The organism is Gemmatimonadaceae bacterium, from assembly GCA_036504815.1.
Classification (GTDB): Bacteria; Gemmatimonadota; Gemmatimonadetes; order Gemmatimonadales; family Gemmatimonadaceae; genus PNKL01.
In genome coordinates this window covers 156,808-182,671 of the sequence record DASXUN010000015.1, presented here as the reverse complement: position 1 = coordinate 182,671, position 25,864 = coordinate 156,808, and the positions used below count along the sequence as shown (strand labels likewise).

Here is a 25,864-nt window from a genome sequence, read left to right as displayed (position 1 = left end):
ACGCCGTGCGGCGCGCACGCACCGGCCCGCCCGAGAACGCCGCGCCCCACGTCGGGGCGCGGCGTCTCTCGTTGCGCGCACTCCCGCGCGCCTTCTACGCGCGTGACACCGAGGTCGTGGCCCGCGACCTGATTGGCCGCGTCCTCGAGTGCACCCGCGACGGCGTGACCGTCCGCGGCATCATCAGCGAGACCGAGGCGTATCTGGGCGAGCACGACCCGGCCTGCCACGCGGCCGTCGGTCGCACCGCGCGCACCGCGGGGCTTTACGGACCGCCCGGTACGGCCTACGTCTACTTCATCTACGGCATGTACTGGTGCGTGAACGCGGTCACGCGCGCCGAAGGCTTGCCGAGCGCGGTGCTCATTCGCGGCACGCTTCCCGTCGCCGGATTGGACGCCATGCGGGCGCGACGGCGCGGTCGGCGTCGCGGCGGCACGATTGCCGACCATGCGCTCGCCGACGGGCCAGGCAAGCTGTGCGTCGCATTCGGCATCGACGGCCCCGCGCATCACGGTGCCGACCTCGTGCGGGGCAGCGCGCTGCGCATCCTCCACGGGACGCCCGTCTCTGATGCCGAGGTCGAAGTGACGCCCCGCATCGGCATCACCAAGGCCAGGGAGTGGCCGCTGCGGTGGGTGCTGCGATCTGTTGCGGGAAGGTGATGGCCGATGGCTGATGGCTGATGGCTGATGGCCGATGGCAGCGACCTGGATGACGCAGAAAAGGGGCGGGCCCCGTCTAGGAGCCCGCCCTCATCTGCCATCCGCCATCTGCCTTCGGCCATCCGCCATCAGTCAGCCTGAACGGGGACTATTTAACCCGTTCCACCGACGGCCCGAAGTTGTACCGCAGGCCGACCTCCCAAATCGAGGTCGCGCCATCGCCGTTGAGCAGCCAGTCGCCCGTCCCCTTCGTCGGCATCACGGTGTACTGCGCGTAGGGCGCGAACCGGTGCCAGGTGACCATGAAGCCGCCGCTGAACGTCGCCTTCGACATCGCCTTGGCATCGTTCACCCGGGTCTGCGCCGAGTCACGCGCCGCCGCGCTGTTGAAGAAGCTCCCGATGGGCGTCGCCTGCTTCACGAAGTTGAACGAGTAGCCGACACCGGCGTATGGCCGGAACCACGTCCAATTGGGCAGGAAGACGATCCCCTGGAAGCCGATGCGGCGCAGGTCGGTTATCTCGACCTTCCGCAGGCCCGACGAGTTGGGATCGGTCACCGTCGACGAATCCGTGAAGTAGGCCTGCGATCCATAGATCTGCAGGGCCCACCGCTGCCGGGTAATGAGCCAGTCCGCCGTAATCGCCGGCGCGTCGACGCGGTGGAAGTACGTCGGGAACGAGACTCGCCCGCCGCCGGCCCCCCAGAACCACGAATTCTCGATCGGCGCACTGGACTGCTGCGCCGCCGCGGCGGCGGGAAGGAGCGCCGCCAGCGTGAACGCGCGGCCAAGGCGTGAGATCGTACGCATGCTAGACCCCTCGAAAAGGAGGATCGCCGGCCCCCGGCGCACCGACGCGACAAAACTTGCCGCTCGGCGCCCGGCGCAGCCAGTGGTACCGGATGAAGACGATGCGTCCCGTCCCGGCGTCACGGCGCCGGGACGCTTTTACTTCATCAGCCCCACACGACGCGCCACGCCCGCAATGGCGCGCACCGCATAATCCAGGTCGTCCTTCGTGTGCGCCGCCGAAATCTGGCAGCGCAGGCGCGCCGTCCCGTGCGGCACCACCGGGAAGCCGAACCCCGTCACGAAGATCCCCTCGTCCAGCAGCATCTCGCTCATCCGGATGGCGTGCGCCGTCTCGCCGATGATGATCGGCACGATCGGCGTGTCCCCGGGCAGGGGATTGAACCCGGCCTCGACGATCGCCTGCCGGAAGTACAGCGCGTTGTCGCGCAGCTTCTGCACGCGCTCCGGATGCGTCTCCAGGAACTGCACCGACGCCAGCGCGCTGGCCGCCACGGTTGGCGGCAGGGCATTGGAAAAGAGCTGCGGACGCGAGCGCTGGGTGAGCATGTCGCACAACGCGGCGTTCGCCGCCACGAAGCCGCCCGCCGCGCCGCCGAGCGCCTTCCCCAGCGTCGACGTGATGACGTCCACTTCGCCCAGCACGCCGAAATGCTCCGCCGTGCCGCGCCCCGTGGCGCCCAGCACGCCCGTCGAGTGCGAGTCGTCCACCACCACGATGGCGTCGTGCTCCCGGGCGATCTGCAAGATGTCGGGGAGCTTCGCGATGCTCCCTTCCATCGAGAAGACGCCGTCCGTCCAGATGATGCGCCGGCGCGCGCCCTTGTTGGCCGCCAGCTTCTCGCGGAGGTCGTCCAGGTCGGAGTGCTTGTACACGCCGGTGGTGCACTTCGTGATGGTCTTCGCGAGGCGGATGGAGTCGATGATCGACGCATGATTCAGCGCGTCGCTCACGACAAAGTCCCCTTCCTCGGCGATCGTTGCCGTCAGCCCCTCGTTGGCGTTCCAGCAGCTCACGTACGACAGCGCGGCGGGCGTCCCCACAAAGCGCGCCAGCGCCGCCTCGAGCTCACGATGCACCGCGAACGTGCCGCAGATGAAGCGCACGCTCCCCGTGCCGGCGCCGTACGCGTGCAGGCCGTCGACGCCCGCCTGCACCACCGAGGGTTCGGCGCACAGTCCGAGATAGTTGTTGGACGAGAGGATCAGCACCTCGCCGCGCCCTTCCATCCGGACGTGCGCCGCCTGCGGCGACTCGAGGTAGTTCAGTCGCTTGTAGACGCCATCCGCCTTCAACTGCGCGATGGCGCCTTCCATGGAGCCAGTAAATCCCGTGTTCAATGCCATAGTATGCTCAGCCGTCCGAGACGGCGACTGTTGTTTGTCTGTTGTCTCTCTGTTGTTTCTCTAGGAAATCTCGAAGACCACTTTCCCCGCTTCCCCACTCTTGATCACGCGGATCGCTTCAGCGTGTTGTTCGAGCGGAAACCGGTGTGTAATGACGGGCGTCGGATCGAACTTCCCGGAACGCAGGAACTGCGTCATCTGGATCCAGGTGTCGTACATGCGGCGGCCGACGACCCCGTAGACGGTGACGCCCTTGAAGATGATTTCGGTGGCCAGGTTCATCTCCATCGGCTTCGCGGGAATGCCGAGCATCTGCACTCGTCCGCCCACGCGCACTTCCTTGAACGCCTGGTGCACCGCCGCGGGGACGCCCGCCATCTCCAGCACGACGTCAACCCCCAGGCCGTCCGTCGCTGCCTTGACCGTCGCGGCCACCTGGTCGGGGTGCACCGCATGGTGCGCCCCCATGGCGCGCGCCAGTTCCAGCCGCCGCGGATTCACGTCACTCGCGATCACGCAGCTGGCGCCGGCCGCGACGCAGATCCCGACGGCGAAGATGCCAATCGGCCCGCAGCCGGTGATCAGCACCGTGTTGCCGGGAATCTCGGCCGTCAGCGCGGTGTGGAAGGCGTTCCCCATCGGGTCATGGATGCCCCCGATCTCGAAGGGGATGTTGTCATCGAGGTGCCAGACGTTGCCGGCCGGCATGGCGATGAACTCGGCGAAGCATCCGTCGCGGTCCACGCCGATGATCTTCGTGTTGGGGCAGACGTGCGAGTTTCCCGTGCGGCACAGGTGGCAGCGGCCGCAGACGATGTGTCCCTCGGCCGTCACGCGGTCGTTGAGGTGCACATCGGTGACGAGCTTGCCGACTTCCACCACGACGCCGGCGAACTCGTGGCCGACGGTGAACGGCGGCTTGCAGCGATTGCGCGCCCAGTCGTCCCACTCGTGAATGTGGACGTCGGTGCCGCAGACGCCGGCACGCGAAACCTTGATCAGGACTTCATTGTCGCGGATGGAGGGAACCGGGACATCCTTGAGGACAAATCCCGCCGTGGGGGATTCTTTGACGAGCGCTTTCACGCGCAGAGGCTCCGGAAGCTGGTTGGTCGGCGCCGGCGGAGGGCAGCCGGCGCACAAGGGCCGGTGAGCGTACGCAACCGGCACCTAAAACGTCGCGTGCGGCATGGCCCGACGGAAGGGCGCGCTAAAGTAATCCCGCGGTTTGTCCGCCATCCACCTGGATCGCCGTGCCGGTGACGAAGCTTGCGCGCTCCGACGCCAGGAAGGCGACCACGGCGGCCATCTCGCGCGGATCGCCGACGCGCTTCACCGGCACGTGCGCGGCGCGCGCCGCCAGCAGCTCTTCCACCGGCCGGCCGTCGCGCGCCGCGCGCATGCGCGCCAGCTCCGCGGCGCGCGCGGTGTCGAAATGGCCCGGCAGCACCGTGTTCACCAGCACCCCGTCGGCGGCCACCTCGTTGGCCATCGTCTTGGCAAATCCCAGCAGCCCGGCGCGCGCGGTGTTCGACAGCAGCAGGTCCGGCTGCGGCTGCTTGGCCGCGAACGAGGTCATGAAGATCACGCGCCCCCACTTCCGTTCGCGCATCCCCGGCAGCGCCGCCTGCGCCAGCTCGATGGACGCCAGCAGGTTGAGCCGCAGCGCCGCGGCAAACTGCGCGCCGGTCGCGCTCTCGACTTTCGTCGCCGGCGGGCCGCCCGCGTTGGCCACCACGATGTCCACGCGCCCCAGCACCTCGGCGGCGCGCTGCACGCACGCCGCGGGGGCGCCCGGCGTGGAGAGATCGGCCACGAGCGCGATGGCCCGCACGTTGAAGCGTTGCTGCAGTTCCTCCGCCACGGCGTGCAGGCGATCGGCATTGCGCGCCACGATCGCGACGTCGCACCCCTCGGCGGCCAGTTCCTCCGCCACGGCACGTCCCAGTCCCTGTGAGGCGCCGCCGACCAGCGCCACCTTGCCGCGCAATCCGAGATCCATCGCTAGCTCCCGACGCCGGCTGGCACCGGCGCCTTCTCGATGTGCACCGCACACACCTTGAACTCGGGAATGTGCGCGTGCGGGTCGAGGGCAGGGTTGGTCAGGAGGTTGGCCGCCGCCTCCCGATAATGCATCGGGACGAAAACCTGATGCCGGGCCACGCGTTCACTCACGCGCACGGCAATCCGGATCTGCGCGCGGCGCGAGGTCACCAGCACCTCCTCGCCGTCGGCCACGCCCAGCGCCGACGCGTCGGCCGGGTTGAGTTCGATGGTCGGGGTGCTCTCCCGCGAGTCGAGCGCCGTCGACCGCCGCGTCATCGTTCCCGTGTGCCAGTGGTACATCTGGCGGCCGGTGTTCAGGAAGAACGGATACTCCGCGTCCGGCAGCTCCGCCGGCGGCAGGTACTCCACCGGCACCAGCGTCGCACGCCCATCGGGGGTGGGGAACTGGTCTTCGAAGAGAAAGGCCGTTCCCATGTGCGTGGCGTCGGGGACCGGGTATTGCAGGCCGCCCCGGTGCTCCCGCAGTCGCGCATGCGACACGCCGCGCAGGGTGGGGGTGACCCTCGCGATTTCGTCCTGCACGCCGGCGCTTTCGGTGTAGGGCGCCGGCACGCCCAGGCGGCGCGAGAGGTCGAGCAGGATGTCGAGGTCCGCGCGGGCCTGCCCCGGCGGATCGATCGCCTTCTCGAAGAGCTGCACGCGGCGCTCCGTGTTGGCGAACGTGCCGGTCTTCTCCGCAAATGCCGCCCCGGGCAGCACCACGTCGGCGTAACGCGCCGTCTCCGTGAGGAAGATGTCGTGCACCGCCAGGAACTCGAGGTCGCGGAACCACTCCTCGGCATGGGAGACGTCCGGATCGGAGATGATCGGGTTCTCGCCCATGATGTACATGGCGCGCACCGGCGACTCGGCGCCGACGATCTGCGTCACCTTGCGGCCGACCTTCAGCGAGAGCCGCTCGGGGTCGATGCCCCACACTTCGGCGTACATCGCGCGCACCGCCGGATCATCGACCCGCTGGTAGTCCGTGTACGCGAACGGCACCGCCCCCATGTCGCTGGCGCCCTGCACGTTGTTCTGCCCGCGGATCGGGATCATCGCCTTCCCCCACGCCCCGATCATCCCGCACGAGAGCATCAGGTTCAGCAGCGAGGTCACGATGTCCGTCCCCGTGTGGTGCTGCGTCAGCCCCATCGCCCAGAGCGTGCTCGACCGCGGCCCCCGCGCATATGCCTCCGCGGCGCGCCGAATGAGCTCGGCGCTCACGCCGGTGATGGCCTCCGCCGCTTCGGGGGTGTACGGCTGTACCGCGGCGCGCACCGACTCGAAGCCGTGCGTGCGCGCGGCAATGAACGCCCTGTCCTCGAGTCCCCGGCCGAGGATGTGATGCAGCATCGCATTCAGCAGCGCCACGTCGGTGCCCGGCACCATCTGCAGGTGGATCTTGGCGCGCGCCGCCAGCTCGATGCGCCGCGGGTCGGCAACGATGAGCGTCGCCCCGCGCTTCACCGCGCGCTTGATCGCCGCGCCGAAGACCGGGTGGCTCTCGGTGGTGTTGGCGCCGAGGATGAAGATCACGTCCGACTCGTGCTCCACTTCGCGCATCGATCCCGAGGCGGCACTCGTGCTCAGCGCACGCTGCATGGCGCTCACCGAACTCGAATGGCACAGCCGCGTGCAGTGGTCCACGTTGTTCGTGCCGATGCCGGCCCGGAACAGCTTCTGCAGGACGTAGTTCTCCTCGTTGGAGCACTTGGCGCTCTGGAACGTCGCCAGCGCGTCGGATCCGTGGGCGTCGCGCACCCGCGCCAGCTGCTGCGCGGTGAGTTCCAGCGCCTCCTCCCACGTCGCCTCGCGGAACGGCTCGTACCACGACGCGGGCGTGGCCACCCGGTCGCGCGGATCGCCAAGCGGGCTCTCCGGCGCGTGGTGCTTGCGCAGCGGATTCGTCTGCGGGCGATGCTTGGTCCTGGGCCCCTCGAGCCGGATGCTCTCCCACGGGCCGCTGCGGCGCGGCCACTGGGCCGCGCCGTCGGCCGCCGCGTCGAACGTCCACGCGCCGTCGGCGCCACGCCGCCAGCCGCGGCGAATCAGCGGCGTCGTCAGGCGGTCGCGATGCAGCACGAAGTCGGTGCCGAAACGTCCCTTCACGCACAGCGAGCCCTGGTTGGGCGTCTCTTCCTCGATCCACGGACTCGTTACCCGCACCACGTCGTTGTGCCGCACCTGCAAGTCGATCTGGCACCCGACGCCGCAGTACGGGCAGACCGAGCGCACGGTGCGCTCGGGATGCACCGCGGGATCGTGCCGGAACTTCGCGTGCGGCAGGATGTCGTGGATGGCCCCCGTGGGACAGACGCGCACGCACTCGCCGCACCACGTGCAGCCGGCGAGCTCGGGATGTCCGTGCGCCCCGACGACGATCTCCGCGTGCTCGCCGCGCTGCGCCACTTCCAGCACGCCCACCACCTGGATGTCCTCGCACGCGCGCACGCAGCGCGTGCACAGGATGCAGGTGCTCATGTCGTGCAGGATCATCGGGTCGGCGATGCGGTGATCGCCGCGCCGCAGCGGCAGGGCGGCGTGCCGCGCCGCCGGCACCTGGTAGCGGCGGACCAGCGCCTCGAACTCGTTGCGCGCTCCGTCCGCGGGGATGTGCTCCACCGGGTAGCGCTCGAGCAGGAGCGAGAGCACGCTGCGCCGGTTGGCCACGGCCGCGTCCGACTCGGTGGTGACCACCATCCCCGCGGCGGCGGCCGTCGCGCACGCCGGCAGCAGCTTGGCCGATCCCTCGACGGACACGAGGCAGATGCGGCAGCTGCCGACCGTCGGAAGCTTCGGATACCAGCACAGCGTCGGGATGTCGATGGACGCGGCGCGCGCGGCGTCGAGGATCGTCGTTCCCTCGGCGGCATGCACGGACGCGCCGTTGATCGTCAGCGTTGGCACTCGGTCACCCTCTCCGGAATCACCACGAGAATGAAGTCTGGGCCGCGTGCCGCCGAATCGCAATCGGGGCGCGACCGCCCGGGCGCGGCGCGCCGATGACACGACGGCGCGGTGACATTTTCAGAGGAGAATCGTCGAATGCGCAGTGCCACGCGTGCATCGCAAATCGGCATGATGATGCGCGTGTCGTCATCGCGATCGCGCCTGGCGCGCGTCATCGTGCAGGAACGGATCGCAAAAGGTCGCAAGAAAGAATTGTGGCGATGGTACTTGCGCGATTTCGATCCTTATACAATCGTGTATGCAAGTTTGAAGCGCGATGATGTCAAGGTGGTGGTGTTCACGATGTCGCGCACGCTGTTTTCGAAATACCGAATGATTGACGCACAACGCGCCCTTCGGGGCCGTGCACGATTTGCCGTTGTGGTGACATGACGGCAGAACCCAGCGATTCACCGGGGAATCGCCAGGGAAGACCCTCCTAGACAGGAGTTGTACAATGGCAGCCAAGAAGAAGGCCGCGAAGAAGAAGGTCGCGAAGAAGCCCGCTAAGAAGGCCGCGAAGAAGAAGTAGTTCTTCCGCTCTTCGGAGCACACAGGGGAGCTGGCATCTGCCAGCTCCCCTGTGCGTTTATTAACTGCAGAGTACGACAGCGTCCGACAGAGTACGACAGCGTCCGACAGAGTACGACAGAGTACGACAGAGTACGACAGAGTACGACAGAGTACGACAGAGTACGACAGAGTACGACAGAGATCGGTAGCCACCGCTTGCTGATGCGCGACGCGGCATCGTCGCTTGTTCCGGAAGAACCGCACGCAACGAAACACGGCCGACGGATTCGCTCCGCCGGCCGTTCTTCTGTCGCACTCTGTCCTATTCTGTCGGACTCCGTCGCTTTCTACGCCGCCACAGGCTTCGGCTGCTCCACCGGTTCCGGCACCGGGACCGGACCCCAGATGTATGCCGACAGGCGCGGCGGATCCTCCGCGCGCGAACCACGCGAAATGATGATGCCGAGGGGCTCCTGCTCGATGATGTCCGCCTGACGAATCTGATCCATGGCCGCGTACCTGCTACGGGGGGTCTCTGCCGAGGAGCGACAGCGCTCGATGATACATATGGAAGTACGTCCATTTGACGTTGCACGAGCGATGCCAGTTTCCTACATAACCCAACACATTGCCTTGTAAGAAGTTAGAAAAAGAAGAACCGCCCCGGCCAAGGGCGGTTGTTTCATTCGGACACGACACAAATACAGGAGATGTGTCAGTTCGTTACGCCACTGCCTTGCGGGCGACGAAGGTCTTCGACGCGCCCTTGTCCGGAACGATAGAAATTGTCCAGCCATCGTACTGCTGCCGCAGCTCTTCTTCATCGATCATCGACGACCCGGCCACGATCGTTTCCACTAGGTGCACGCCGCCGTCCGACGTGGCGCTTTTCAGCACCTCGATGACCCGCGCGCGCTCGTCGGCGCTCAGTCCCGAGAATGCCGCCGGCGTACACACCACCGCGGTGAGCGGGTCGGCCGGCGCGTAGCCATGCAGATAGGTATGCAGTTCGCTGACCGTGCCGCGCACCCGCTCGTCGAGGCCGGCGTCGCGCGCCGCCTCCATCATGCGTTCGACGACATCGGACTCCGGCTCCACCGCCGTGACGTCGCACCCGTTGGCCGCCAGGTACAGGGCCGAGCCTTCGACGCGCGCCCCCGTCACCAGCACCGACCCCGAGCCGGGGAGCGACGGAATGGCCGCCTTGAGCGGCGTGTCGCCGCGCAGGCCCCAATGCTCCGGACGCTGCAGCTCCGACGCATTCCGTTGCCGCCGCTTCCGCCACGTCTCGTAGCTCGGCAATCGCAGGCGGCCATGGATCACCTTGTCCACTTCGGCTGCGAGCAGCAGCTCGGTCATCCCCATCTGGTCGCCGCTGCCGAGCCGGCGCATCGCCTCATCGGCGAGCGACATGAGCGCCGAACGACTGACCGAGTTCTTGTAATCCTCGATCTCGCGTTCGACGTACAGTTCGTACTCGTGGCGAAGGGAGCGGGGGCGATGGAGTGCCATGGATGGGCTGAAGGCCTGTCCACAAGGTAAATTTTCCCCGCGACAAAGCAATTGCTTGCGCCGGCGCCACCGTCGGCATATGCAACGCCCTGCATCCATCGACGGTTCGTCTACCGCCTCGCCTCCATCGTCTCCCGTCTCCCGTCTCCCGTCTCCCGTCTACCGTCTGCCCCTCCCGTGCCCGAACTCCCCGAAGTCGACGCCGCCGCCCAACTCGCCCGACGAGCGCTCGTCGGCCGCACCGTGGTGGCCGTCCGCACGCATCACGCCTCGCAGCGACGCTCCCTTCCGGCACGGGACATCCGGCGCATCGTGGGGCGCGTGGTCGTGCGCGTCGACCGGCGTGGCAAGCACCAGCACATCATCCTCGACGACGGCGCCGTGGTTGCAGTCCACTTTCGCATGAATGGCGATTGGGACGTCGGGCACACCGCCGATTCGCTGCCGCCGTACGCGCGCATCGTCTTCTCGGCGGGTGACGGAACGCGACTCTGTCTGGTCGATTCACGGGCGCTCTGCGCGGCCACGTACCACGCGCCCGGCTCGCCGCCGCGCCTCGCGCTTGGCCCGGAGCCAGACGCGTTGACCACGGCGCTGCTCCACGACGCGCTAGCGTGGCGCTCCGGGCCCATCAAGACGGCGCTGCTGGACCAGCGGATCGTCGCCGGGCTTGGCAACATCTACGTCGCCGAGGCACTCTGGCGCGCGCGGCTCCATCCGGCGCGTCGCGCATCGTCGCTGACGCCGCCGCAGCTGCGCGCGCTCGTGCGCGGCATCAAGGCCGCCATTGCCGACGGTTTTGCGCGACAGGGTCGCTATCGCTCGGGAATGCTGGACCGCCCGTTCAAGGTCTATGACCGCGAGGGACACCCGTGCCCGCGATGCGCCGCCGTCGTGCAGCGCATCACGCAGGCGGGCCGGAGCACGTACTGGTGTCCCGCATGCCAGGGGCGTCGCCGCACTCGAGTAGCAGCCCCTTAAGGTAGCCCGTCTCCGGAATCGTCAGCACCTCAGGATGGTCGAGTGGCTGTCCGGTGAGCGCGCGCAGGATCATCGGGCGTTGGCTGTCGGCCGCCGCTTCGCGCACGATGTCGAGGAACATCGGCTTCGTCACGTGATAGCTGCAGCTCGCCGTGAACAGCAGGCCTCCCGGTGCCAGCAGGCGCATCGCCCGCAGGTTCAGCTCCTTGTATCCGCGCAGGGCGCCGTCCACCGATCCGCGGTTCTTGGCGAGGGCGGGGGGATCGAGCGCGATGACGTCGTACCGTTCGCCGCGCGCGGCGGCGTCGCGCAGAAACTCGAATGCATCGGCCTCCACGCAGTCCATCGTCGTGATGCCGTTGCGAGCCGCATTGGCCCGGGCGCGCTCGAGCGCGTGCGCCGAGGCGTCCACGGCGGTCACGGACTCGGCTCCGCGGGCCAGGTGCAGCGCGAAGCTGCCGTGATAACTGAAGACGTCCAGGGCGCGGCCGCGGGCGTGCGCGCGCAGCATCACGCGATTCTCGCGCTGGTCGAGGAAGGCGCCCGTCTTCTGCCCGGACCACGGCGCGGCAAGGTAGCGCACGCCGTGCTCGTCCACCTCGATCTCCTCCGGCACGGCGCCGGCCAGGAGCTCCACTGCTTTCGGCAGCCCCTCGCGGGCGCGCACCGACGCGTCGTTGCGCGCGAGCATTCCCGCCGGCGCGGCGAGCTCCTGCAGCACGTCCACGATCACCGCGCGCTGCGCTTCGACGGCCGCCGAGAGCAGCTGCACCACGAGCCAGCGGTCATACCGGTCCACGACGAGCGCCGGCAGGCCGTCGCCCTCGCCGTGCACGAGACGGCACGCGTTCGTCGACTCGGCGAGCGGCGCGCGGCGCGCGAGGGCCTGCGCGATCCGTGCGCGCCACCACGCGCGATCGATGGCGGCGTCACCGTCCCGCTCCACGCGTCGCAGGACGATCTCCGACGTGGGGCTCCACCACGCCCACCCCAGCGCGTGTCCCCGCTGGTCGGCCATGCGCACCGGTCCGGCCGCCACCGCCGGAGCCTCGACGAGATCGCTGCGAAAGACCCACGGGTGGCCCCCGGCGAGTCGCTTGGCGCCGCGCGAGGAGACGATCGCGATCGAAGAGGACATGGTCGGAAGCTACCGACGCCACCGTATGGGTGACAGATGAGCGACGCCCGGGAACTCCCGCGAGCGCTGCTGGCTCGAGGATAAGCGCCCCTCGTTGCCGTGAATGCGCGCGTGTGTGCGGCCCGCAAGGCCAGGGCCCGCCGCGCGCCGCATCCTCTATCTGAGGCGCGGCTTCTTGGTTGCGGCGGGCGGCGGGGGCATCGATTCCATCGGCACGCCCGCGGCCCGCGCGGCGGAATCCCGTGCCGCGCGCACCGCGGCTGCCTCGCGCGCCAGCGAATCGGCGCGGGCGGCAGCGCGCACCAGCCGGATGGCCTCGAGATGCTCGCGGTACGTGGTCCGGAACTCGTGGTGCCCGTCGGGATGCGCCACGAAGAATCGATAGGGCACCTTGGCGGGGTGCAGCGTCGCGGTGATGCTGGCGAGCCCCGGCGAGCCGATCGGCCCGGGTGGCAATCCGAGCACCTTGTACGTGTTGTACGGCGAGTTGATGCGCAGGTCGCGGTAATAGACGCGGCCTGGCCGCTTGCCCAGCGCGTACGTCACAGTCGGATCGGCCTGCAGCGGCATTCGCGACTTCAGGCGGTTCAGGTAGACCGCCGCCACCACGGGCCCTTCCTCGCGCCTCCGCACTTCGCGTTCCACGATCGACGCCAGCGTGATGACATCGTGCCGGCTAAGCTTCAGGCTGTCCGCCCGCGCATCCCACTCCGGCTTCCAGAGCTGCTGGAACCGATGCACCATCGCCGCGACCGCCTCGTGCGCACTGACCCGGTCGGGGAAGATGTACGTGTCGGGAAAGAGATACCCTTCGAGCGACGGCGTCGGCACATCGAGGGAGTGCCGCAGCGCCGAGTCGCGCACCGCGACCTCCAGCGAGTCGCGCGAGACGTCCAGCACCGCGGCGAGCAGCGGGACGATTTGCGACAGGTCGTAGCCCTCGGGAATGGTGACCGCGTGCACGATCCCCTTGCCGCGGCGCAGGTCGTCGAGCAGCTCGTTCCAGCTGGTGCCGCGCGCCAGCATGTAGGTGCCATACCGCATCGATCGGTCACGCCCGCGCAGATTGGCGTAGAAACCGAACAGTCGCGGGCTCGCGACCAATCCGTGCGCCGCCAGCGACTCGGCAGCCACGCGAAAGCTCGCCCCCTTGGGGATCGTCACGCGCTGCAGCGGGCCGCGTTCGGTGCCGCAGGCGGCCGCGGCGAGCAGCAGCGCCGTGCCCAGGACGATCCGATGGCTAGTCGTCATGGTCGCGCGCGCCGGTCCCGGCCGTTGGTGGCTCGTCGTCGCGCGGCAGACGCTCCTCCGCGGTCGCGTCGCGCGTCCAGAGTCGCGCGCCATACGCCAGCGCCTGTTCCAGCAGCACCGTCGCGGCGAGGGCGTCCACGTCACCCTTGCGGCCGCGGGTGGATCCGTCCATCGCGCGCACGGCGCGCAGCGCCGCCGACGTGGTGAAGCGCTCGTCGAGCAGTCGCGCCGGATGTCCGGTGCGCGTCTCGAGCTCGTGCGCGAGCCGCCGCGCCTCGACGGCGCGGGGCGTGTCGTCGCCCATCTCGTCGAGCGGGAGCCCGACAATGAAGGCCGTCGCCCCGATCTCCGCGGCCTTGGCCAGCAGCGCCGTCAGCGGCGGGCGCTTGCCCGCGCGCCGCTCGACGAACCCCGCCGGCTGCGCAATCAGCCGCGACGGGTCGCTCATCGCGAGCCCCACCCGCCGGTCGCCAAGGTCAATCGCGAGGATGCGTCCCGGTAAGCTAGACATCGCCTTCGGCCATCTTCTTGAAGAACTCCGCATTGGTCTTGGTGAGCACCATGCGCTTGGCCAGGAAGAGCACCTGATCCTCCGGCGGCATGTCCCCGAGGAACTGCCGGATGAGGAAGATGCGGTTCTTCTCCTCCGGCGTCAGGAGCAGCTCTTCCTTGCGCGTCCCCGACTTCTGGATGTCGACCGCCGGAAAGATGCGCCGGTTGGCGATGTCGCGGTCGAGGATGAGCTCCATGTTGCCCGTCCCCTTGAACTCCTCGAAGATCACCTCATCCATGCGCGACCCCGTGCCGACGAGCGCCGTTGCCACGATGGTGAGCGTGCCGCCGCCGTCGATGGCGCGCGCCGCGCCGAAGAACTTCTTGGGGCGCTCCATGGCCTTGGCGTCCACGCCGCCCGACAGCAGGCGCCCCGACATCGGCAGCACCGTGTTGTGCGCGCGCGCCAGGCGGGTGATCGAGTCGAGCAGGATCACGACGTCGCGCCCCTCCTCCACCAGGCGCTTCGCCCGTTCGATGGTCATCTCGGCCACCTGCACGTGGCGCGATGCCTTCTCGTCGAACGTGCTCGCAATGACCTCGGCGCCCGGAACGGTGGCGATGAAATCGGTCACCTCTTCCGGGCGTTCGTCGATGAGGAGCACGATCAGCGTCACCTCGGGATGATTCTCGGAGATGGCGAGCGCCATCTTCTGCAGCAGGATGGTCTTGCCGGCGCGCGGGGCGGCGACAATCAGCCCGCGCTGTCCCTTGCCGAGCGGCGCGATGATGTCCATGAGCCGCATCGCCAGGTCGCCATTGCCGCGCTCCAGGCGCAGGCGGGTCTTCGGGTACGTCGGGCGCAGGGTGTCGAACTGCATCCGCGTCTGCGTCGCTTCGGGGTCGTGCCCGTTGATGCTCTCGATCTGCAGCAGCGCGAGATACTTCTCCCACGGCTTCGGCGGGCGGACGCGCCCGCGCAGCGTGTCACCGGTGCGCGCGCTGAAGCGCCGGATCTGCGTCTGCGAGACGTAGACGTCGGCAGCGCCGGCGAGGTAGCTGTTGTCGGGGCTGCGGAGGAAGCCGTGCCCTTCCTTGACGATCTCCAGCACCCCGTCGGCCAGCAGGACATCGCCGCGCGCCAGCAGGGCGTGCTCGATCTTGAAGATCAGGTCGGCGCGGGTGAGCGCGGCCGGATCGGCAAGGCCCAGCGTCTCGGCCAGGACGAGCAGTTCGGGAAGAGGCGAGCGCCGAAGTTCGGAAATATCCACGAAACGGAGGAGCGTAAGCTGGGGATGGGGTGCGGGGGCGCTCCTGAAGGGATGGAGGAGCGGAGGAGTGCGGTCCCGGGACGAGCGCACGGGCTCGGGCGGACGGGAGGGGAGGGGATGCGCGAGGCGGGATTCGAACCCACGACCTTCGGCTCCGGAGGCCGACGCTCTATCCAGCTGAGCTACTCGCGCGCGCCCGCCGTGGGGCGGGGACAGGAAAGCTAGGCGTCCGGGGGGCATGGAACAAGGCGCGCGGCCCATTCGGCCGCGCGCCTTGACGTTCGCTCGGAGTGCGCGCCTACCCGATGCGGCTGACCTTCAGGTCGGGTCCGGCCTGCTGCATAGCCTGCCGGAATCGGCGGGTCATTTCGGCCAGGGGACCGCGGGCCCGCAGTTCGACCGGTTTCAGGCCGGTGTACCGCTTGAGCTGGTTGCGGAAGGCCGTGCCGCTCGCAAAGTCGAGCTCGAGCGCAATGTGGTCCACCAGGCGACCCCGGTCCTCGAGCAGCACCGCGGCGGCCATCATCCGGCACCAGCCCAGCATCAGCTGCGGCGGGAGGCTGCGCGAAAGCATGCATCGCTCGGCCAGCGTCTTGCGGTGAAGGCCGAGGGCGCGCGCGACGGTGTCGACCGTAAGGGACTCGTGCGCGTGCTTGAGGCCGTAGGCGACGAGCGGGCGCACGCGCCCGGGGGTGATCGGCGCCACGTCGCTCCACAGCGTCTCGTTGCGGCATCGCGTGGACGCCACCAGGAGCGCCCGGCGCACGGTGAGGGGCGTCCGGCGGTCCTCGTCGAACAGCAGGGTGTGCACGCCGGCGCGGGCCAGGCGCAGCAGGTCGTCCGAGTCCCGGAGCTGCCGCGACACCATGCCGACCACCGCGGTCGGCTGGCGCCGGTGCACCAGGTGCTCGATCAGGGGGAGGGTGTCGTCGCCGTCCGCATCCTCGAGAGGGGCCAGCACCACCAGCGCCCCCCCGCGGTCCAGCAGGTCGCGGGCGTCCGCCACCCGCGGGCAGCACGCGATGGAGCTCCCGTAGGGGGCCCCCGTGGCGAGCCACGCCGGCGGGTCGCCGGCTTGGCCAATCAGCATAATTCTCGGAAATTCTCGTCGCACGTTACATAGCGTAATAGTTCGTGACATAGCGTGTTAGTACGGCACACGCGCGATCGCTACCCATGCAGGCGACCCCTTTCCGGAGCCCCTGAATGTCCCGCACTGCCCTCTTCCGCCTGCTCTTCGTCGCCCTGCTGGTGAGCACCGCCGCCGCCTGCACCAAGTCGCCGACCGGTCCCAACGAGCCGGTGAGGCAGCGCGACTCCATTCCCTGGAACTGATCCGCGGCGGGCGTCATACCGTCACCAGCTCCTCGATCACGCGCCGGGCGGCCACCGTGAGCGGCAGCCGCTCCGGCTCGGGGCGGACGTCGCGCAGCAGGCGGTCGCACCGGTGCACGATGGCTGCGAACCGGTGCCGCTGGGCCTCGGCGCGCACGCTGCGCGCCATGCGGCGGGCCCGCTCGCGCTCGCCGACCTCGGCCAGCGCCTCGGCGAGTTCGCTGCGCGCCTCCATCTCCTCGAACGGGACGCAGACGTGCGCCGCCACGCCCATGAGCTGCGCCGCGAAGCGGTTCACCAGCGCCGGGCGCGCGAGCGCGGCGGCCGCCGCCGCGCCCTTGGAGTACGCGATCAGCCGCACGCGCGGGTGCGTCGAGCGCCGGATGGCGCGCCGCACCGTGGCCAGCGCGGCCGCGGGATGTCCCGCGCGAAGCGCCAGCGACGCGATGTTGATCAGGACGCCGGCTTCGTCGTAACGCGGCAGGACGTTTCCGGCGAGCGCCCGCGAGCCGGCGATCAAGGCGCCGGAGTGGTCGCGCAGCGCGAGCGCCGCATTCATCTCGGCATGGAACGACACGGCGCAGGCCACCGGGTGGTTGCCGGAGGCGCTGCGGGCCTTCACGAACCACCGTCGCCCCGCCGCCGGGTTCCCCTCCACGAGCCGCAGCAGGCCGAAGCCGATGAGCGCCCGGCCGCGCAGTTCCGAAAGCCGGTGGCGTTGCGCGTATGAGGCGAGGAGCGAGTAGTAGTTCTCCGCGGCGCGCGTGGCGCCGACCGTGCGGCAGATGCGGGCCTGGCGGAAGATGGCCGTCCCGCAACTGGCGGGGTCGGTGCGTTCCCACACGCGACGGGCGCTGGCGAGCGTGGCGAAGGCGAGCATGAGCGCGCCCGCCGCCTCCATCTGTTCGGCGAGCGCCAGCAGTCGCCGCCCGCGCAGGGTGGGATGCGCGGCCAGCCGGCGCAATCGCTGTGCGTCACCCCGGGCGGGCTGGCTGACGAGCTGCTCCACTTGCAGTGCCGTCCGGAGCCAGCGGGCATCGTGCGCGCCGAAGCACGCCACGTCGGGGGTGCGCGCGAGGTCCTGCCGGTACGCGCCGAGCACGTCGCCGAGCAGGGTCAGGCCGTCCAGGTCTCGTGAGGCTTCGGTCACGGTCACGCGGGGAAGGGCGGGAACGGTCCGCGGCGGACGCCGGGCGCGTCCCGGAAGGATACAGGCCTGCAAACCTATCACACGATGTAACAGGACCGCGAAAACGTCAAGAGGCTTGCATAACGTGACATTGTATGATAGCAATTGGATGGTCCGCCGATGCCGGATGGACACCTGCGCCGGGCGCCCCGGGGCCCGCTCCCTGGGGCGCCGGGGCGTACTCACCACAACCGCCGATGCTCGTCAACCACGACGCGAACTCCGACCTTGCCCTCGCAGCCCCGCGCCTGCAGGCCGTCCCCGCGGGCAAGTGCTTTCTCGCGCTGCCGGTGCATGCCGCCCCGGGCGAGGCGATCTGGTTGCAGCGCGCCCTCGGCCAGTTGCTGCCGCGGCACGAAGGGGTGCTCGTCCTCCTTGAGGAAGATCTCGATCGCGTGGCCGGCACGGGGGAAGTGGTCGCCACGCCACCAGCGACGCTGGGGACCACGGCCCACCACACGATGGTGCGCTGGAAGGAAGTGGATGCGGTACGGCGAAGGCTGGAGCGCAGCGACCAGATCCGCGTGCAGTTCGGCGCCTGGTCGCATTTCGCCGACGCGACGTTCGAGTCGCTCAGGCGCCAGCTGCTGGCGGCCTTTGGCGACAAGACGTCGTTCCGGAACGACGTGGTGAACCAATGGGTGAGCCGGCAGCGTCTGGCGCCGCCGAACGGGGTCACGGCGCGCGCGGCGCGCGAGGCCTGCCTGCGCGAGATCGACTCGCTCGCGATCCGGCTGCGCGTCGGCGAGCTCTCCGGCCACGACGCCGAGTATGGCCGGGGTCCCGAAGCCCTGCTCGCGAGCCGTCTGTACGCCGGGTGCTATGCCGCGGACGGCCTGACCGTCGAGCAACTCATCGGTCGTCCGGCGAAACGGGTCTACCGGCGCCTCGACTGATCCGTGGCGCGACGCCCGGCCGCGGCCGTCGCTAGCGTCCGCGCTCGGTGGCCAGCAGCCCTCGTGACACCGTCGTCTTGGAGCGGCCGGCGCGCGGCTTGATGGGGGCCAGCCCCTTGTCGCGCTGCACGGCATCGCGATAGAGCGACGCGTAATCGAGCGGGCCGATCTCGAGCCGGCGCCCCTTTTCCTTCAGGAAGATGCCGTGCACGGTGAGTCGCACGACCATGCCGTCAATCTCGCGGATCACTTCGGTGGCCGGTACCCACGCCTGGGTGACGGGATCGGTGTATCCGCGCTTGAGTTTCGTGGCCATCGTGATGCCGGGTGAGGGTGATGCGGAGCGCGAAAGATAACGACGCGCGGCCCCTACAACTCACCGCGCGCGACGCGCAGCCGCACGTCCACCGCCACCACACCCTCGCCGTCCGGCCGTACGCGCAGCGGATTGATCTCCATTTCCGCGATCTCGGGGTGATCGGCGACGAGCTGGCCAAGTCGGAGCAGGGCCTCCATCGCCGCGGAACGGTCCGCCGCCGGCAGGTTGCGGAAGCCGCGCAGCTTGCGCCCCGCCCAGGTGCCGTCGAGCATCGCCTCGGCTTCCGCACGCGGCAGCGGCGCGAGCGCGAACGCCACGTCCTTCACGCCCTCGACCTCCGTTCCGCCGGCGCCGAACATCACCAGCGCGCCGAACTGCGGGTCCTGCACCGCGCCGATGATGACTTCCTGTCCCTCGGGAAGCATGCGCTGCACGTGCACGCCATCGAGCCGGGCGTTCGGATGCGCGCGCCGCGCATTTGTCTGCACGGTCATGAAGCCCGCGCGCACCGCCGCGGCATCGCCGAGTCCGAGCAGCACTCCACCCACGTCCGACTTATGCGGAATGTCGGGCGATGCGACCTTGATGGCCACCGGGAAACCCATCTGCTCGGCGGCGGCCACCGCGTCATCGGGCGTTGCCGCGAGGGCGATGCGCGGGAGATCGATGCCGTAGGCGGCGAGCACCCGCGCCACGGCGTCCTGTCCAAGGAACCCGGCCGGCGCCGCATCCAGCGCCGCGCGCGCCTCGGTGCGGCGCACATCGGCAAACTGTGCAGGTTCCGGAGCCGGCGCGCTGAGGAAACCGGCGCGGCGCACGAGCGTGGCGAGCGCGCTCGCGGCGCGCTCGGGGAAGCGGTAATCGGGAATCCGCGCGGCTCGCAGCACCTCGCTCGCGCGGCGCACGAGGTTTTCCCCCATCAGCGAGACCACGACGGGTTTGTCCGACTGGCGGATGACGGGAACCAGCGCCTCGCACACCGACTCGGCGCTGTGCGTCGGCGGGGGCGGCATGATGACCATCACGCCGCCGACCGCGGCATCGGCGAGCAGCGCCGCAAGACATTCGGCGTATTCGCGCGGCCCCGCCGACGCGAGCATGTCCACCGGGTTGTGCACGCTCGCCGCGGCCGGCAGGACCGCGCGCATGCGAGCCACCGTCTCATCCGCGAGCGCCGCCAGCGGCAGGCCGAGGGCCTCGATGGCGTCGGCGGCCACGACGCCGGGCCCGCCCGCATTGGTGAGCACCGCGATGTCGCGACGCCGCGGCAGCGGGCACCACGCGAGCGCGCGTGCCCAGTCGAACATCTCCTCGTTGGTATCGGCGCGAATCACGCCGGCCCGGGCGAAGGCGGCGTTGTAGGCCGCTTCCTGCCCGGCCAGGGCGCCCGTGTGCGACGCGACGGCCCGTTGTCCCGCGGCGAAACGGCCAACCTTGAGGGCAACCACTGGCTTGGCGCGCGAGACGCGCCCCGCCTCCGCGATGAAGCGCCGTCCGTCACGTATGCCCTCGAGGTAGAGCGTGAGCACGCGCGTGTGTGCGTCGCTGGCGACGTGCGCCAGCACGTCGGTTTCGCTGACGTCCGTCTGGTTGCCAAGACTGACGAGCCGCGAAAGGCCGAAGCCCTGGCCGCTGGCCCAGTCAATGACGGCGGCGCAGATGGCCCCCGAGTGCGAGACGAATGCCACGTCGCCCGGCGTCGGCGGCGGCGGCGCGAGAAAGGTGGTGTCGAGCGGGAGGTGCGTGTCGAGCAGGCCGATGCAATTCGGTCCGACGAGCCGGATGCCAAGGTCGCGGGCAATCTGTGCGACCTCCGCCTCGAGGACGGCGCCCTCGGCGCCCACTTCACGGAATCCACCGGAGGCGATGATCGCCGCCTGGATGCCGCGCGCGCCGCAGGCGCGCAGCGCGCCCGGCACCGCCGCGGCCGGCACCACAATGACGGCGAGGTCCACCGGATCTGGCACCGCGGAGAGGTCGCGATACGTCTCGCGTCCCATCAGCGTGCCGCCGCGCGGATTCACCAGGTGGATGGCGCCCGGGAAGCCCGACTGCGTGAGGTTGCGCGCCACTCCGAACCCCAGCTTCACCGGATCGTGCGAGGCGCCAACGACGGCGATCCCGGTGGGGTGAAAGAACGGTTGCAGCGTGGCGTCCACGATCGGCACTCTCCGGCTGGAAGCGCTCAGTGCGCGCGGGGGTGCCGAAATCTAGGCCACGCGCGCGCTGGCGTCCCGTCCCTGATCACCGGGCGGGTTGCAGCACGCCGTACGCCGCCGGCGCGTGGTCGAGCGGACCCGCCCACCAGATGCGCGCGCCGACCTGCGCACGCAGCGATGGGGGCACTTCACGCAGTGGCGAGAACGCACCGGACGGAAGCTCCATCACGAACGCGTTGCCGCTCCGTCGCAGAACGCCGTCCGTTGCCGCGATGCCATCGGCGGCGCGCACGGCGTAACGCTCGACGCTGAAGGTGCACGACACGCCGGGAATCACGGTCGCGCCGTTACGGCGCGCTCCCCAGAAGACGACCTCGAGGCCCTCCACCGGCAGCGCGTTGGCGGACTGCACCGCGCACGCTGATCCGTCGGCCGCGCGCACGACGATCGTCGAGCGCGGCTCGCTGCCGATGCGTTCCACGATCCCGCGGAGCGTGTCCGTCTGCGGCGATGCGGCCGCGGGGCGCGTCACCGCGTTGGCCGCCGAATCCGTGGTCGCACGCACCGGCATCGGCGCGGTCGCGGTGTCGGCGGGAATGCTGCGTTGCCGCTCGACCGCCGGCGAGCACGCGGCAAGCGCCATCACGACCAGGAGTGGGACGAGCGCGAAATGCCTGATCGGCGCGATCCGCGTAGTTCGCGTCATTGCAGCCTCGCAATCGCGATGCGCAGCTGCGAGGACGGCGCGCCGCCGCCGGTGGCCCGCAGGTTGAGCACCTGCGCCGCCGTCGCCGATCCGCTGAGTTCGAAATAGGCGTTGGCTCCGCCGCGCACTCCCAGTTGCTGCGCCGTGAACGCGCCAAACGGCAGCGGGGTGGGCGTGATGGGATACGGCGTGCTGAACCGCGTGCGCCACAGCGGGTCGGTGTTCAGCGAGCCGTAGATGTCGCGCAGGTTCCACGTCTGGAACTTCAGCAGGTTCGACCCAGAGGCGAGACCGGGATAATCGTCGGCGTAGAGCGCGAGCGTCCAGCCGCCCAGCAGGTCGGAGAAGGGCACGCCGGCGACGTTCGCGAGATTGGCTGGACCGCTGGTCGTCGAGCTCGTGAGCGCGGTGAGGAAGGCCGCCTCCGATGCGCCGTACAGATCGATGGCGTATCGCACGAGCGACCAGGCGGTCTGGTAGAAGACGTTCCCGCTCTGCCCGGAGGCGTCGCCGAACGGTGACCAGTTCCACGGCTCCAGCAGTCGCGGCCGGATCTCATTGAACTGGCGTCGCACGCCATAGCTCGGCCGTCGCAATGGGTCATTGGCGAGGCAGGTGGCATTCGAGGAATTGAAATCGCAATACAGGCCATTGCTGGCGGCCGTTCCGTATCCGTTGTTCCCCCGCCACAGGGAGTGATGCAGCGCCTGTCGCGCCCAGACTTCCTCGGCGTGCCGCGCCGTGCCTTCCTCGAGCCAGCTCTGCTCGAACGGCGCGCCGTTGGCCACCCGGGCCGCCATCGACGCGATGTGCTTCACCTCGTGCACGACCGTCCGGCCCATGAAGTTGTACCATCCGTCGGGATACGCGGAACTCTCGAGATTCGAACCAGGCTGCGTGGGAACGCTGCCGTAGAAGAACTCGCCGAAGTTGCTCGCCGCACACGTGACGCGTGCGAACTGGTCCGCGCTCGTCACGAAGGCCACGACCCCGCCGATCTCATTGACGCGGTGCGTGAAGACCATATGCACGCGTCCGTCGTTGTCCGTTTGCGGGTCGCGGCGCAGCGGATCGCCAAAGGTGGTGCGCACGACGTCGTACTGGTCGAGGTCGAACACCTGGCCGATGCGCTGGTATCGGTCGGCGAGGACTGTGTTGGCGCTGGCGAGGATCGCGTTGGAGGTGTCTTCCCAGATGATGGCCCGGGTGCCGGCGTACAGCACCCGCGCCGTCACCTGCGCCGTCGTGTCGGCGCAGCCGCCATAGTTCCAGTAGAAGACCCGCCGGTCGCCCAGGGCCGGTACGGCGACCGCGGCGGTGAGCGACCGGCGGCGCAACGGGGCGCCCTGCGCTCGCTCGCGTGCGCGCAGCTCCTCGATGAGCGCGCGCTCGCGCTCGAGGTGCGCCCAGTGCGCACGGTCAACGTCGGCGGAGGCGACTTCGGTCGCGGCTGCCGCACGGCGCGCGCGCAGCGACGCCATCTGTCGCACGGCTGCGGCCGACGTTGCGGGGTTCCCGCCGAGTTCGAAATCGATGAGCGAGTTCGGAGATGTGGAGGTGCTGTAGACGGAGACGAGGTAGCGGGCTGCGCCGCCGGTCGCCGCGAGCTCGATGCATCGGCTCGCCAGGCCGCTGCTCGCCACGAACGCCTGTCCCACCGGAATTGCCTGCGGCGTGCCGGTCAGCGTCGTCGTCGCCGCACTGCTCGTCAGCGCTGCGGCGGTGGCGGTCACGGCCACGGTCCCGCTGGGCACGCACGGGACGACGGCGGTGATCTGCGTCGGTGTCGCGCCCGTGACGGTGGCGGTCGCGCCGCCGACCCGCAGCGTGTTGCCGGTCATCGTGGAGGCGAACCCGGTCCCGGTGACCGTCATCGTGCCGCCAGGAATCAGGGGCGTCGGTGACACCGATGCGATCACCGGCATGATCCCCGCCGAGGCGGTGAAGGTGACCGTGTTCAACCCCGGTGAAGTTGCCGAGAGCGTGTTCGTTCCCGACGCGCTTCCCATCACCCAGCTGCCGACGGTCGCGATCCCCGCGCTGTTCGACGTCGCCGTCGTCCCCGTGGCCGTGCCGCCCCCGCTGGCGACCGCGAAGGTTACGACGGTGCCACCCACGGCATTGCCGTACAGATCCCCGACGCGCACCGCAGGCGGCACGGGGAGCGTCGCATCGGGATTCGCCACCTGATTGTTGCCCGCATAGATGGCGAGCGCCGCCGCGGGTCCGACGGTTGCCGTCGCGTTGAAGGCGGCAAAGGCGGTCGCCCCGATCGTCGCGGCGGCCGACTTGATGCCGGGTGTCGTACCCAGCGTCCACGCGTCGGCCGTCGCGACGCCCAGTGCGTTGGTCAGTGCCGGCGATCCGGTGATCGTCCCGCTACCAATGCCCGCGGTGAACGTCACGCTGACGTTCGGCACCGGAACGTCCAGCCGGTCCGCCACCCGCGCCGCGATGGCGACGGGGAGCGGCGCGCCCACACGCGCCGTCTGATCGTTGCCCGCGGCGACGGTCACGGTGGCCGGCACCTGTGCCACCAGCACGGCAATGGTCGTCGTCGCCCGACCGGCGGATGCCGTGATCGTCGCGCTGCCGTTGCCGGTCGCGGTCACCGTCGCCGGCGAACTCCCGCTCACCGTCGCCACGGCGGGTGACGACGAAGTCAGCATGGGCTTCGTCGCGGCCATCACCGCGCCATGCTGGTCGCGCACCGTGATGGTGAGCGCCTGCGTCGACCCGATCGCGTCGAAGGTGAGACTGCTGGCAGAAACGTCAAAGGTCGTCGGGACGAGTGGTGGCGTGGAGTCGTTGCACCCCGCGACCAGCCCGACCGCCATCACCGCTGCGCGTCGCAGCGTGCGCGTCACTCGCCCAATCCCGCCAGCGCCCGTTCCAGCCGCGGCATCGCGTCCGCGATCGCCGCTTCGCTCGCCGCCCCGACGCTGAGTCGGAACCAGCCACTCTCCTCGGGAACACCGAACGCCTGGAACGGCACCACGCCAACCTGCGCCTCGGCGAGCATCCATTGCCGGATGTCTTCGTTGGTCGCGAGCCGCTTCCCTTCGGCCGTACGCTTGCCAAAGGGCGCGATGCGTGCGGTCAGGTAGATCGCGCCCTGTGGCGGCAGCGCCTCCACCGGCAGTCCGCGCGCGCGCATCTGCTCGAGGCTGCGATAGAGCGCGTCGAGTCGCCGCTGGATCCCCGGGATGAAGACCGCGCGAAACTCCTCCTGCGCGGCGAGATCATTGAGGAAGGCCGCGCTCGCTAACTGTTCCGGGCGTGGCGCCCAGGCGCCGATATGTCCCACGATCGCCGCCATGCGGGCGATGATGTCGGTGGGGCCCACCGCCCAGCCCACGCGGAGGCCCGTGGCCGCGAACGCCTTCGAGATGCCGTCCACGAAGACCGTGTACTGCGCCATCGCCGGCTCGAGTTCCGGCGGGGTCACGTGCCGCGTCTCGCCGACGCACAGCGGCCAGTAGATGTGATCGTACATCAGGAAGAGCGGCCGTTCACCGGTCCCTTCGCGGCGACGATTCTCCGCGAGGACCGCCCGGCAAATCTGCGACAGCGCGTCGGCGGTGATCGCGGTGCCCGTCGGGTTGAGGGGCGAGTTCAGGCAGAGGAGCCGCGCCCCCGGCAGCGCCGGTGCCAGCTCCTCCGCCGAGGGGAGGAACCGGTTGGCGCTCGTGCACGGCACCGGCACGCCCTGCGCACCCATTAGGTGCACGTAGTGGTTGTTGTTCCACGACGGCAGCGGATAGACGACGCGATCTCCCGGGTCGACGAGCGCGCGGTAGATGCTGTAGAGCACCGGCCGGGCACCGCCGGTGATGAGGATCGACTCCAGCGGATAGCTCAGTCCCAGCTCGCGCCGGTAATACGCCTGCACCGCCTCGCGGAGATCGAGCACGCCATCGGCCGGAGGGTAGTTCGTTTCGCCGCGGGCATAGGCCGCGGTGACCGCGTCGCGAAGCGCGGTGGGGATCGGGAACTGCGCCGGATCGAAGTCGCCGACCGTGAGGTTGCAGATGGGCGCGCCCTTGCGAACCATGGCGCGAATCTCGGCGGCGATCTTGAGGATCTCGGAACCGACGAGCCCGGCGGCCATCGCCGACACCCGGGAGCCGCCCGCCAGGCGAGCGGAAGTGGTCAGGTCAATCTCGGGTCGGGGCATCGGGCGTCAGGGCAGGGAACGGGGGGAGACGGACCGAGGATCATTGTAAGATACCGCGGTGGCGCCCGAGCCGTACCGCGGACGGGCGCTGGCCGCATGCCGGG

23 protein-coding genes and 1 tRNA gene are annotated in these 25,864 nt (G+C 69.6%); 5 read left to right on the top strand and 19 right to left on the bottom strand.

Annotated features, from left to right (window positions below; genetic code table 11):
* Positions 1–5 precede the first annotated feature (5 nt).
* Complete coding sequence (locus VGJ96_08140; protein HEY3287074.1) at positions 6–665, top strand: DNA-3-methyladenine glycosylase; 660 nt, start codon at positions 6–8, stop codon at positions 663–665.
* 148 nt (positions 666–813) lie between these two features.
* Here the strand turns inward: VGJ96_08140 and VGJ96_08135 are convergent, their stop codons facing one another.
* From VGJ96_08135 to fdhF, 5 genes are all read right to left on the bottom strand, one after another.
* Positions 814–1,476 carry a hypothetical protein gene (locus tag VGJ96_08135; GenBank protein ID HEY3287073.1) on the bottom strand — a complete coding sequence of 221 codons (663 nt, stop codon included), beginning with the start codon at positions 1,474–1,476 and terminating at the stop codon, positions 814–816.
* A 138-nt stretch (positions 1,477–1,614) separates the two neighbouring features.
* Complete coding sequence (locus VGJ96_08130) at positions 1,615–2,793, bottom strand: glycine C-acetyltransferase (GenBank protein ID HEY3287072.1); 1,179 nt, start codon at positions 2,791–2,793, stop codon at positions 1,615–1,617.
* Between the two features lie 90 nt (positions 2,794–2,883).
* On the bottom strand, positions 2,884–3,909 hold the full coding sequence (tdh, locus tag VGJ96_08125; protein HEY3287071.1) for an L-threonine 3-dehydrogenase: 1,026 nt from the start codon (positions 3,907–3,909) through the stop codon (positions 2,884–2,886).
* Positions 3,910–4,033: 124 nt separating this feature from the next.
* Positions 4,034–4,825 (bottom strand): SDR family oxidoreductase, encoded by a 792-nt coding sequence (locus VGJ96_08120; GenBank protein HEY3287070.1) that lies wholly within the window; start codon positions 4,823–4,825, stop codon positions 4,034–4,036.
* A 2-nt stretch (positions 4,826–4,827) separates the two neighbouring features.
* Entirely contained in the window at positions 4,828–7,779 is a 2,952-nt protein-coding gene (fdhF, locus tag VGJ96_08115) for a formate dehydrogenase subunit alpha (GenBank protein HEY3287069.1), read from the bottom strand.
* 138 nt (positions 7,780–7,917) lie between these two features.
* Here fdhF and VGJ96_08110 point away from each other — a divergent pair, with 138 nt between their 5' ends.
* Positions 7,918–8,214 (top strand): hypothetical protein, encoded by a 297-nt coding sequence (locus VGJ96_08110; protein ID HEY3287068.1) that lies wholly within the window; start codon positions 7,918–7,920, stop codon positions 8,212–8,214.
* 467 nt (positions 8,215–8,681) lie between these two features.
* On the opposite strand, the gene VGJ96_08105 is transcribed toward VGJ96_08110, so the two are convergent.
* Together VGJ96_08105 and VGJ96_08100 are read right to left on the bottom strand one after the other, a co-directional pair.
* Complete coding sequence (locus VGJ96_08105; protein ID HEY3287067.1) at positions 8,682–8,843, bottom strand: hypothetical protein; 162 nt, start codon at positions 8,841–8,843, stop codon at positions 8,682–8,684.
* 214 nt (positions 8,844–9,057) lie between these two features.
* Positions 9,058–9,846 carry a hypothetical protein gene (locus VGJ96_08100; GenBank protein HEY3287066.1) on the bottom strand — a complete coding sequence of 263 codons (789 nt, stop codon included), beginning with the start codon at positions 9,844–9,846 and terminating at the stop codon, positions 9,058–9,060.
* Between the two features lie 177 nt (positions 9,847–10,023).
* On the opposite strand from VGJ96_08100, the gene VGJ96_08095 reads away from it, so the two are divergent.
* Positions 10,024–10,827, top strand: coding sequence for a DNA-formamidopyrimidine glycosylase family protein (locus tag VGJ96_08095; protein HEY3287065.1), 804 nt, complete (start codon positions 10,024–10,026; stop codon positions 10,825–10,827).
* Here VGJ96_08095 and VGJ96_08090 read toward each other — a convergent pair.
* The 6 genes from VGJ96_08090 to VGJ96_08065 all read right to left on the bottom strand — a co-directional run bounded on the left by VGJ96_08090 (position 10,751) and on the right by VGJ96_08065 (position 16,069).
* Positions 10,751–11,965, bottom strand: a complete 1,215-nt coding sequence (locus VGJ96_08090) for a class I SAM-dependent rRNA methyltransferase (protein ID HEY3287064.1) — start codon at positions 11,963–11,965, stop codon at positions 10,751–10,753. The two genes, VGJ96_08095 and VGJ96_08090, sit on opposite strands and share 77 nt — an antisense overlap.
* A gap of 156 nt (positions 11,966–12,121) precedes the next feature.
* Positions 12,122–13,216 carry an endolytic transglycosylase MltG gene (gene mltG / locus VGJ96_08085; GenBank protein HEY3287063.1) on the bottom strand — a complete coding sequence of 365 codons (1,095 nt, stop codon included), beginning with the start codon at positions 13,214–13,216 and terminating at the stop codon, positions 12,122–12,124.
* Positions 13,206–13,727, bottom strand: coding sequence for a Holliday junction resolvase RuvX (gene ruvX, locus VGJ96_08080; protein HEY3287062.1), 522 nt, complete (start codon positions 13,725–13,727; stop codon positions 13,206–13,208). Before ruvX ends, mltG begins: the two co-directional genes overlap by 11 nt.
* The gene (gene rho, locus VGJ96_08075) at positions 13,720–14,979 is read right to left on the bottom strand and encodes a transcription termination factor Rho (protein ID HEY3287061.1); all 1,260 of its coding nucleotides are present in this window, start codon (positions 14,977–14,979) and stop codon (positions 13,720–13,722) included. The genes ruvX and rho overlap by 8 nt, the downstream gene beginning before the upstream one ends.
* 118 nt (positions 14,980–15,097) lie before the next feature.
* Positions 15,098–15,171: transfer RNA gene (locus tag VGJ96_08070), tRNA-Arg, on the bottom strand.
* A 106-nt stretch (positions 15,172–15,277) separates the two neighbouring features.
* Positions 15,278–16,069 carry an AraC family transcriptional regulator gene (locus tag VGJ96_08065; GenBank protein ID HEY3287060.1) on the bottom strand — a complete coding sequence of 264 codons (792 nt, stop codon included), beginning with the start codon at positions 16,067–16,069 and terminating at the stop codon, positions 15,278–15,280.
* A gap of 116 nt (positions 16,070–16,185) precedes the next feature.
* Here VGJ96_08065 and VGJ96_08060 point away from each other — a divergent pair, with 116 nt between their 5' ends.
* Positions 16,186–16,314, top strand: a complete 129-nt coding sequence (locus tag VGJ96_08060) for a hypothetical protein (protein ID HEY3287059.1) — start codon at positions 16,186–16,188, stop codon at positions 16,312–16,314.
* Positions 16,315–16,327: 13 nt separating this feature from the next.
* Here the strand turns inward: VGJ96_08060 and VGJ96_08055 are convergent, their stop codons facing one another.
* A complete protein-coding gene (locus VGJ96_08055; protein ID HEY3287058.1) occupies positions 16,328–17,470 on the bottom strand; it encodes a hypothetical protein in 1,143 nt (380 codons plus the stop codon).
* Positions 17,471–17,700: 230 nt separating this feature from the next.
* Between VGJ96_08055 and VGJ96_08050 the strand changes: the two genes are divergently transcribed.
* Entirely contained in the window at positions 17,701–18,399 is a 699-nt protein-coding gene (locus tag VGJ96_08050; protein ID HEY3287057.1) for a hypothetical protein, read from the top strand.
* A 31-nt stretch (positions 18,400–18,430) separates the two neighbouring features.
* Here VGJ96_08050 and VGJ96_08045 read toward each other — a convergent pair whose 3' ends face one another.
* From VGJ96_08045 to VGJ96_08025, 5 genes are all read right to left on the bottom strand, one after another.
* Positions 18,431–18,715: a hypothetical protein gene (locus VGJ96_08045; GenBank protein HEY3287056.1), complete on the bottom strand. Its 285-nt coding sequence runs from the start codon at positions 18,713–18,715 to the stop codon at positions 18,431–18,433.
* 53 nt (positions 18,716–18,768) lie between these two features.
* Positions 18,769–20,877 (bottom strand): acetate--CoA ligase family protein, encoded by a 2,109-nt coding sequence (locus VGJ96_08040; protein HEY3287055.1) that lies wholly within the window; start codon positions 20,875–20,877, stop codon positions 18,769–18,771.
* A gap of 85 nt (positions 20,878–20,962) precedes the next feature.
* Entirely contained in the window at positions 20,963–21,583 is a 621-nt protein-coding gene (locus VGJ96_08035) for a hypothetical protein (protein ID HEY3287054.1), read from the bottom strand.
* Positions 21,580–24,450 (bottom strand): IPT/TIG domain-containing protein, encoded by a 2,871-nt coding sequence (locus tag VGJ96_08030; GenBank protein ID HEY3287053.1) that lies wholly within the window; start codon positions 24,448–24,450, stop codon positions 21,580–21,582. The genes VGJ96_08035 and VGJ96_08030 overlap by 4 nt, the downstream gene beginning before the upstream one ends.
* Positions 24,447–25,760 (bottom strand): aminotransferase class I/II-fold pyridoxal phosphate-dependent enzyme, encoded by a 1,314-nt coding sequence (locus VGJ96_08025; GenBank protein ID HEY3287052.1) that lies wholly within the window; start codon positions 25,758–25,760, stop codon positions 24,447–24,449. The genes VGJ96_08030 and VGJ96_08025 overlap by 4 nt, the downstream gene beginning before the upstream one ends.
* Between the last annotated feature and the right edge of the window lie 104 nt (positions 25,761–25,864).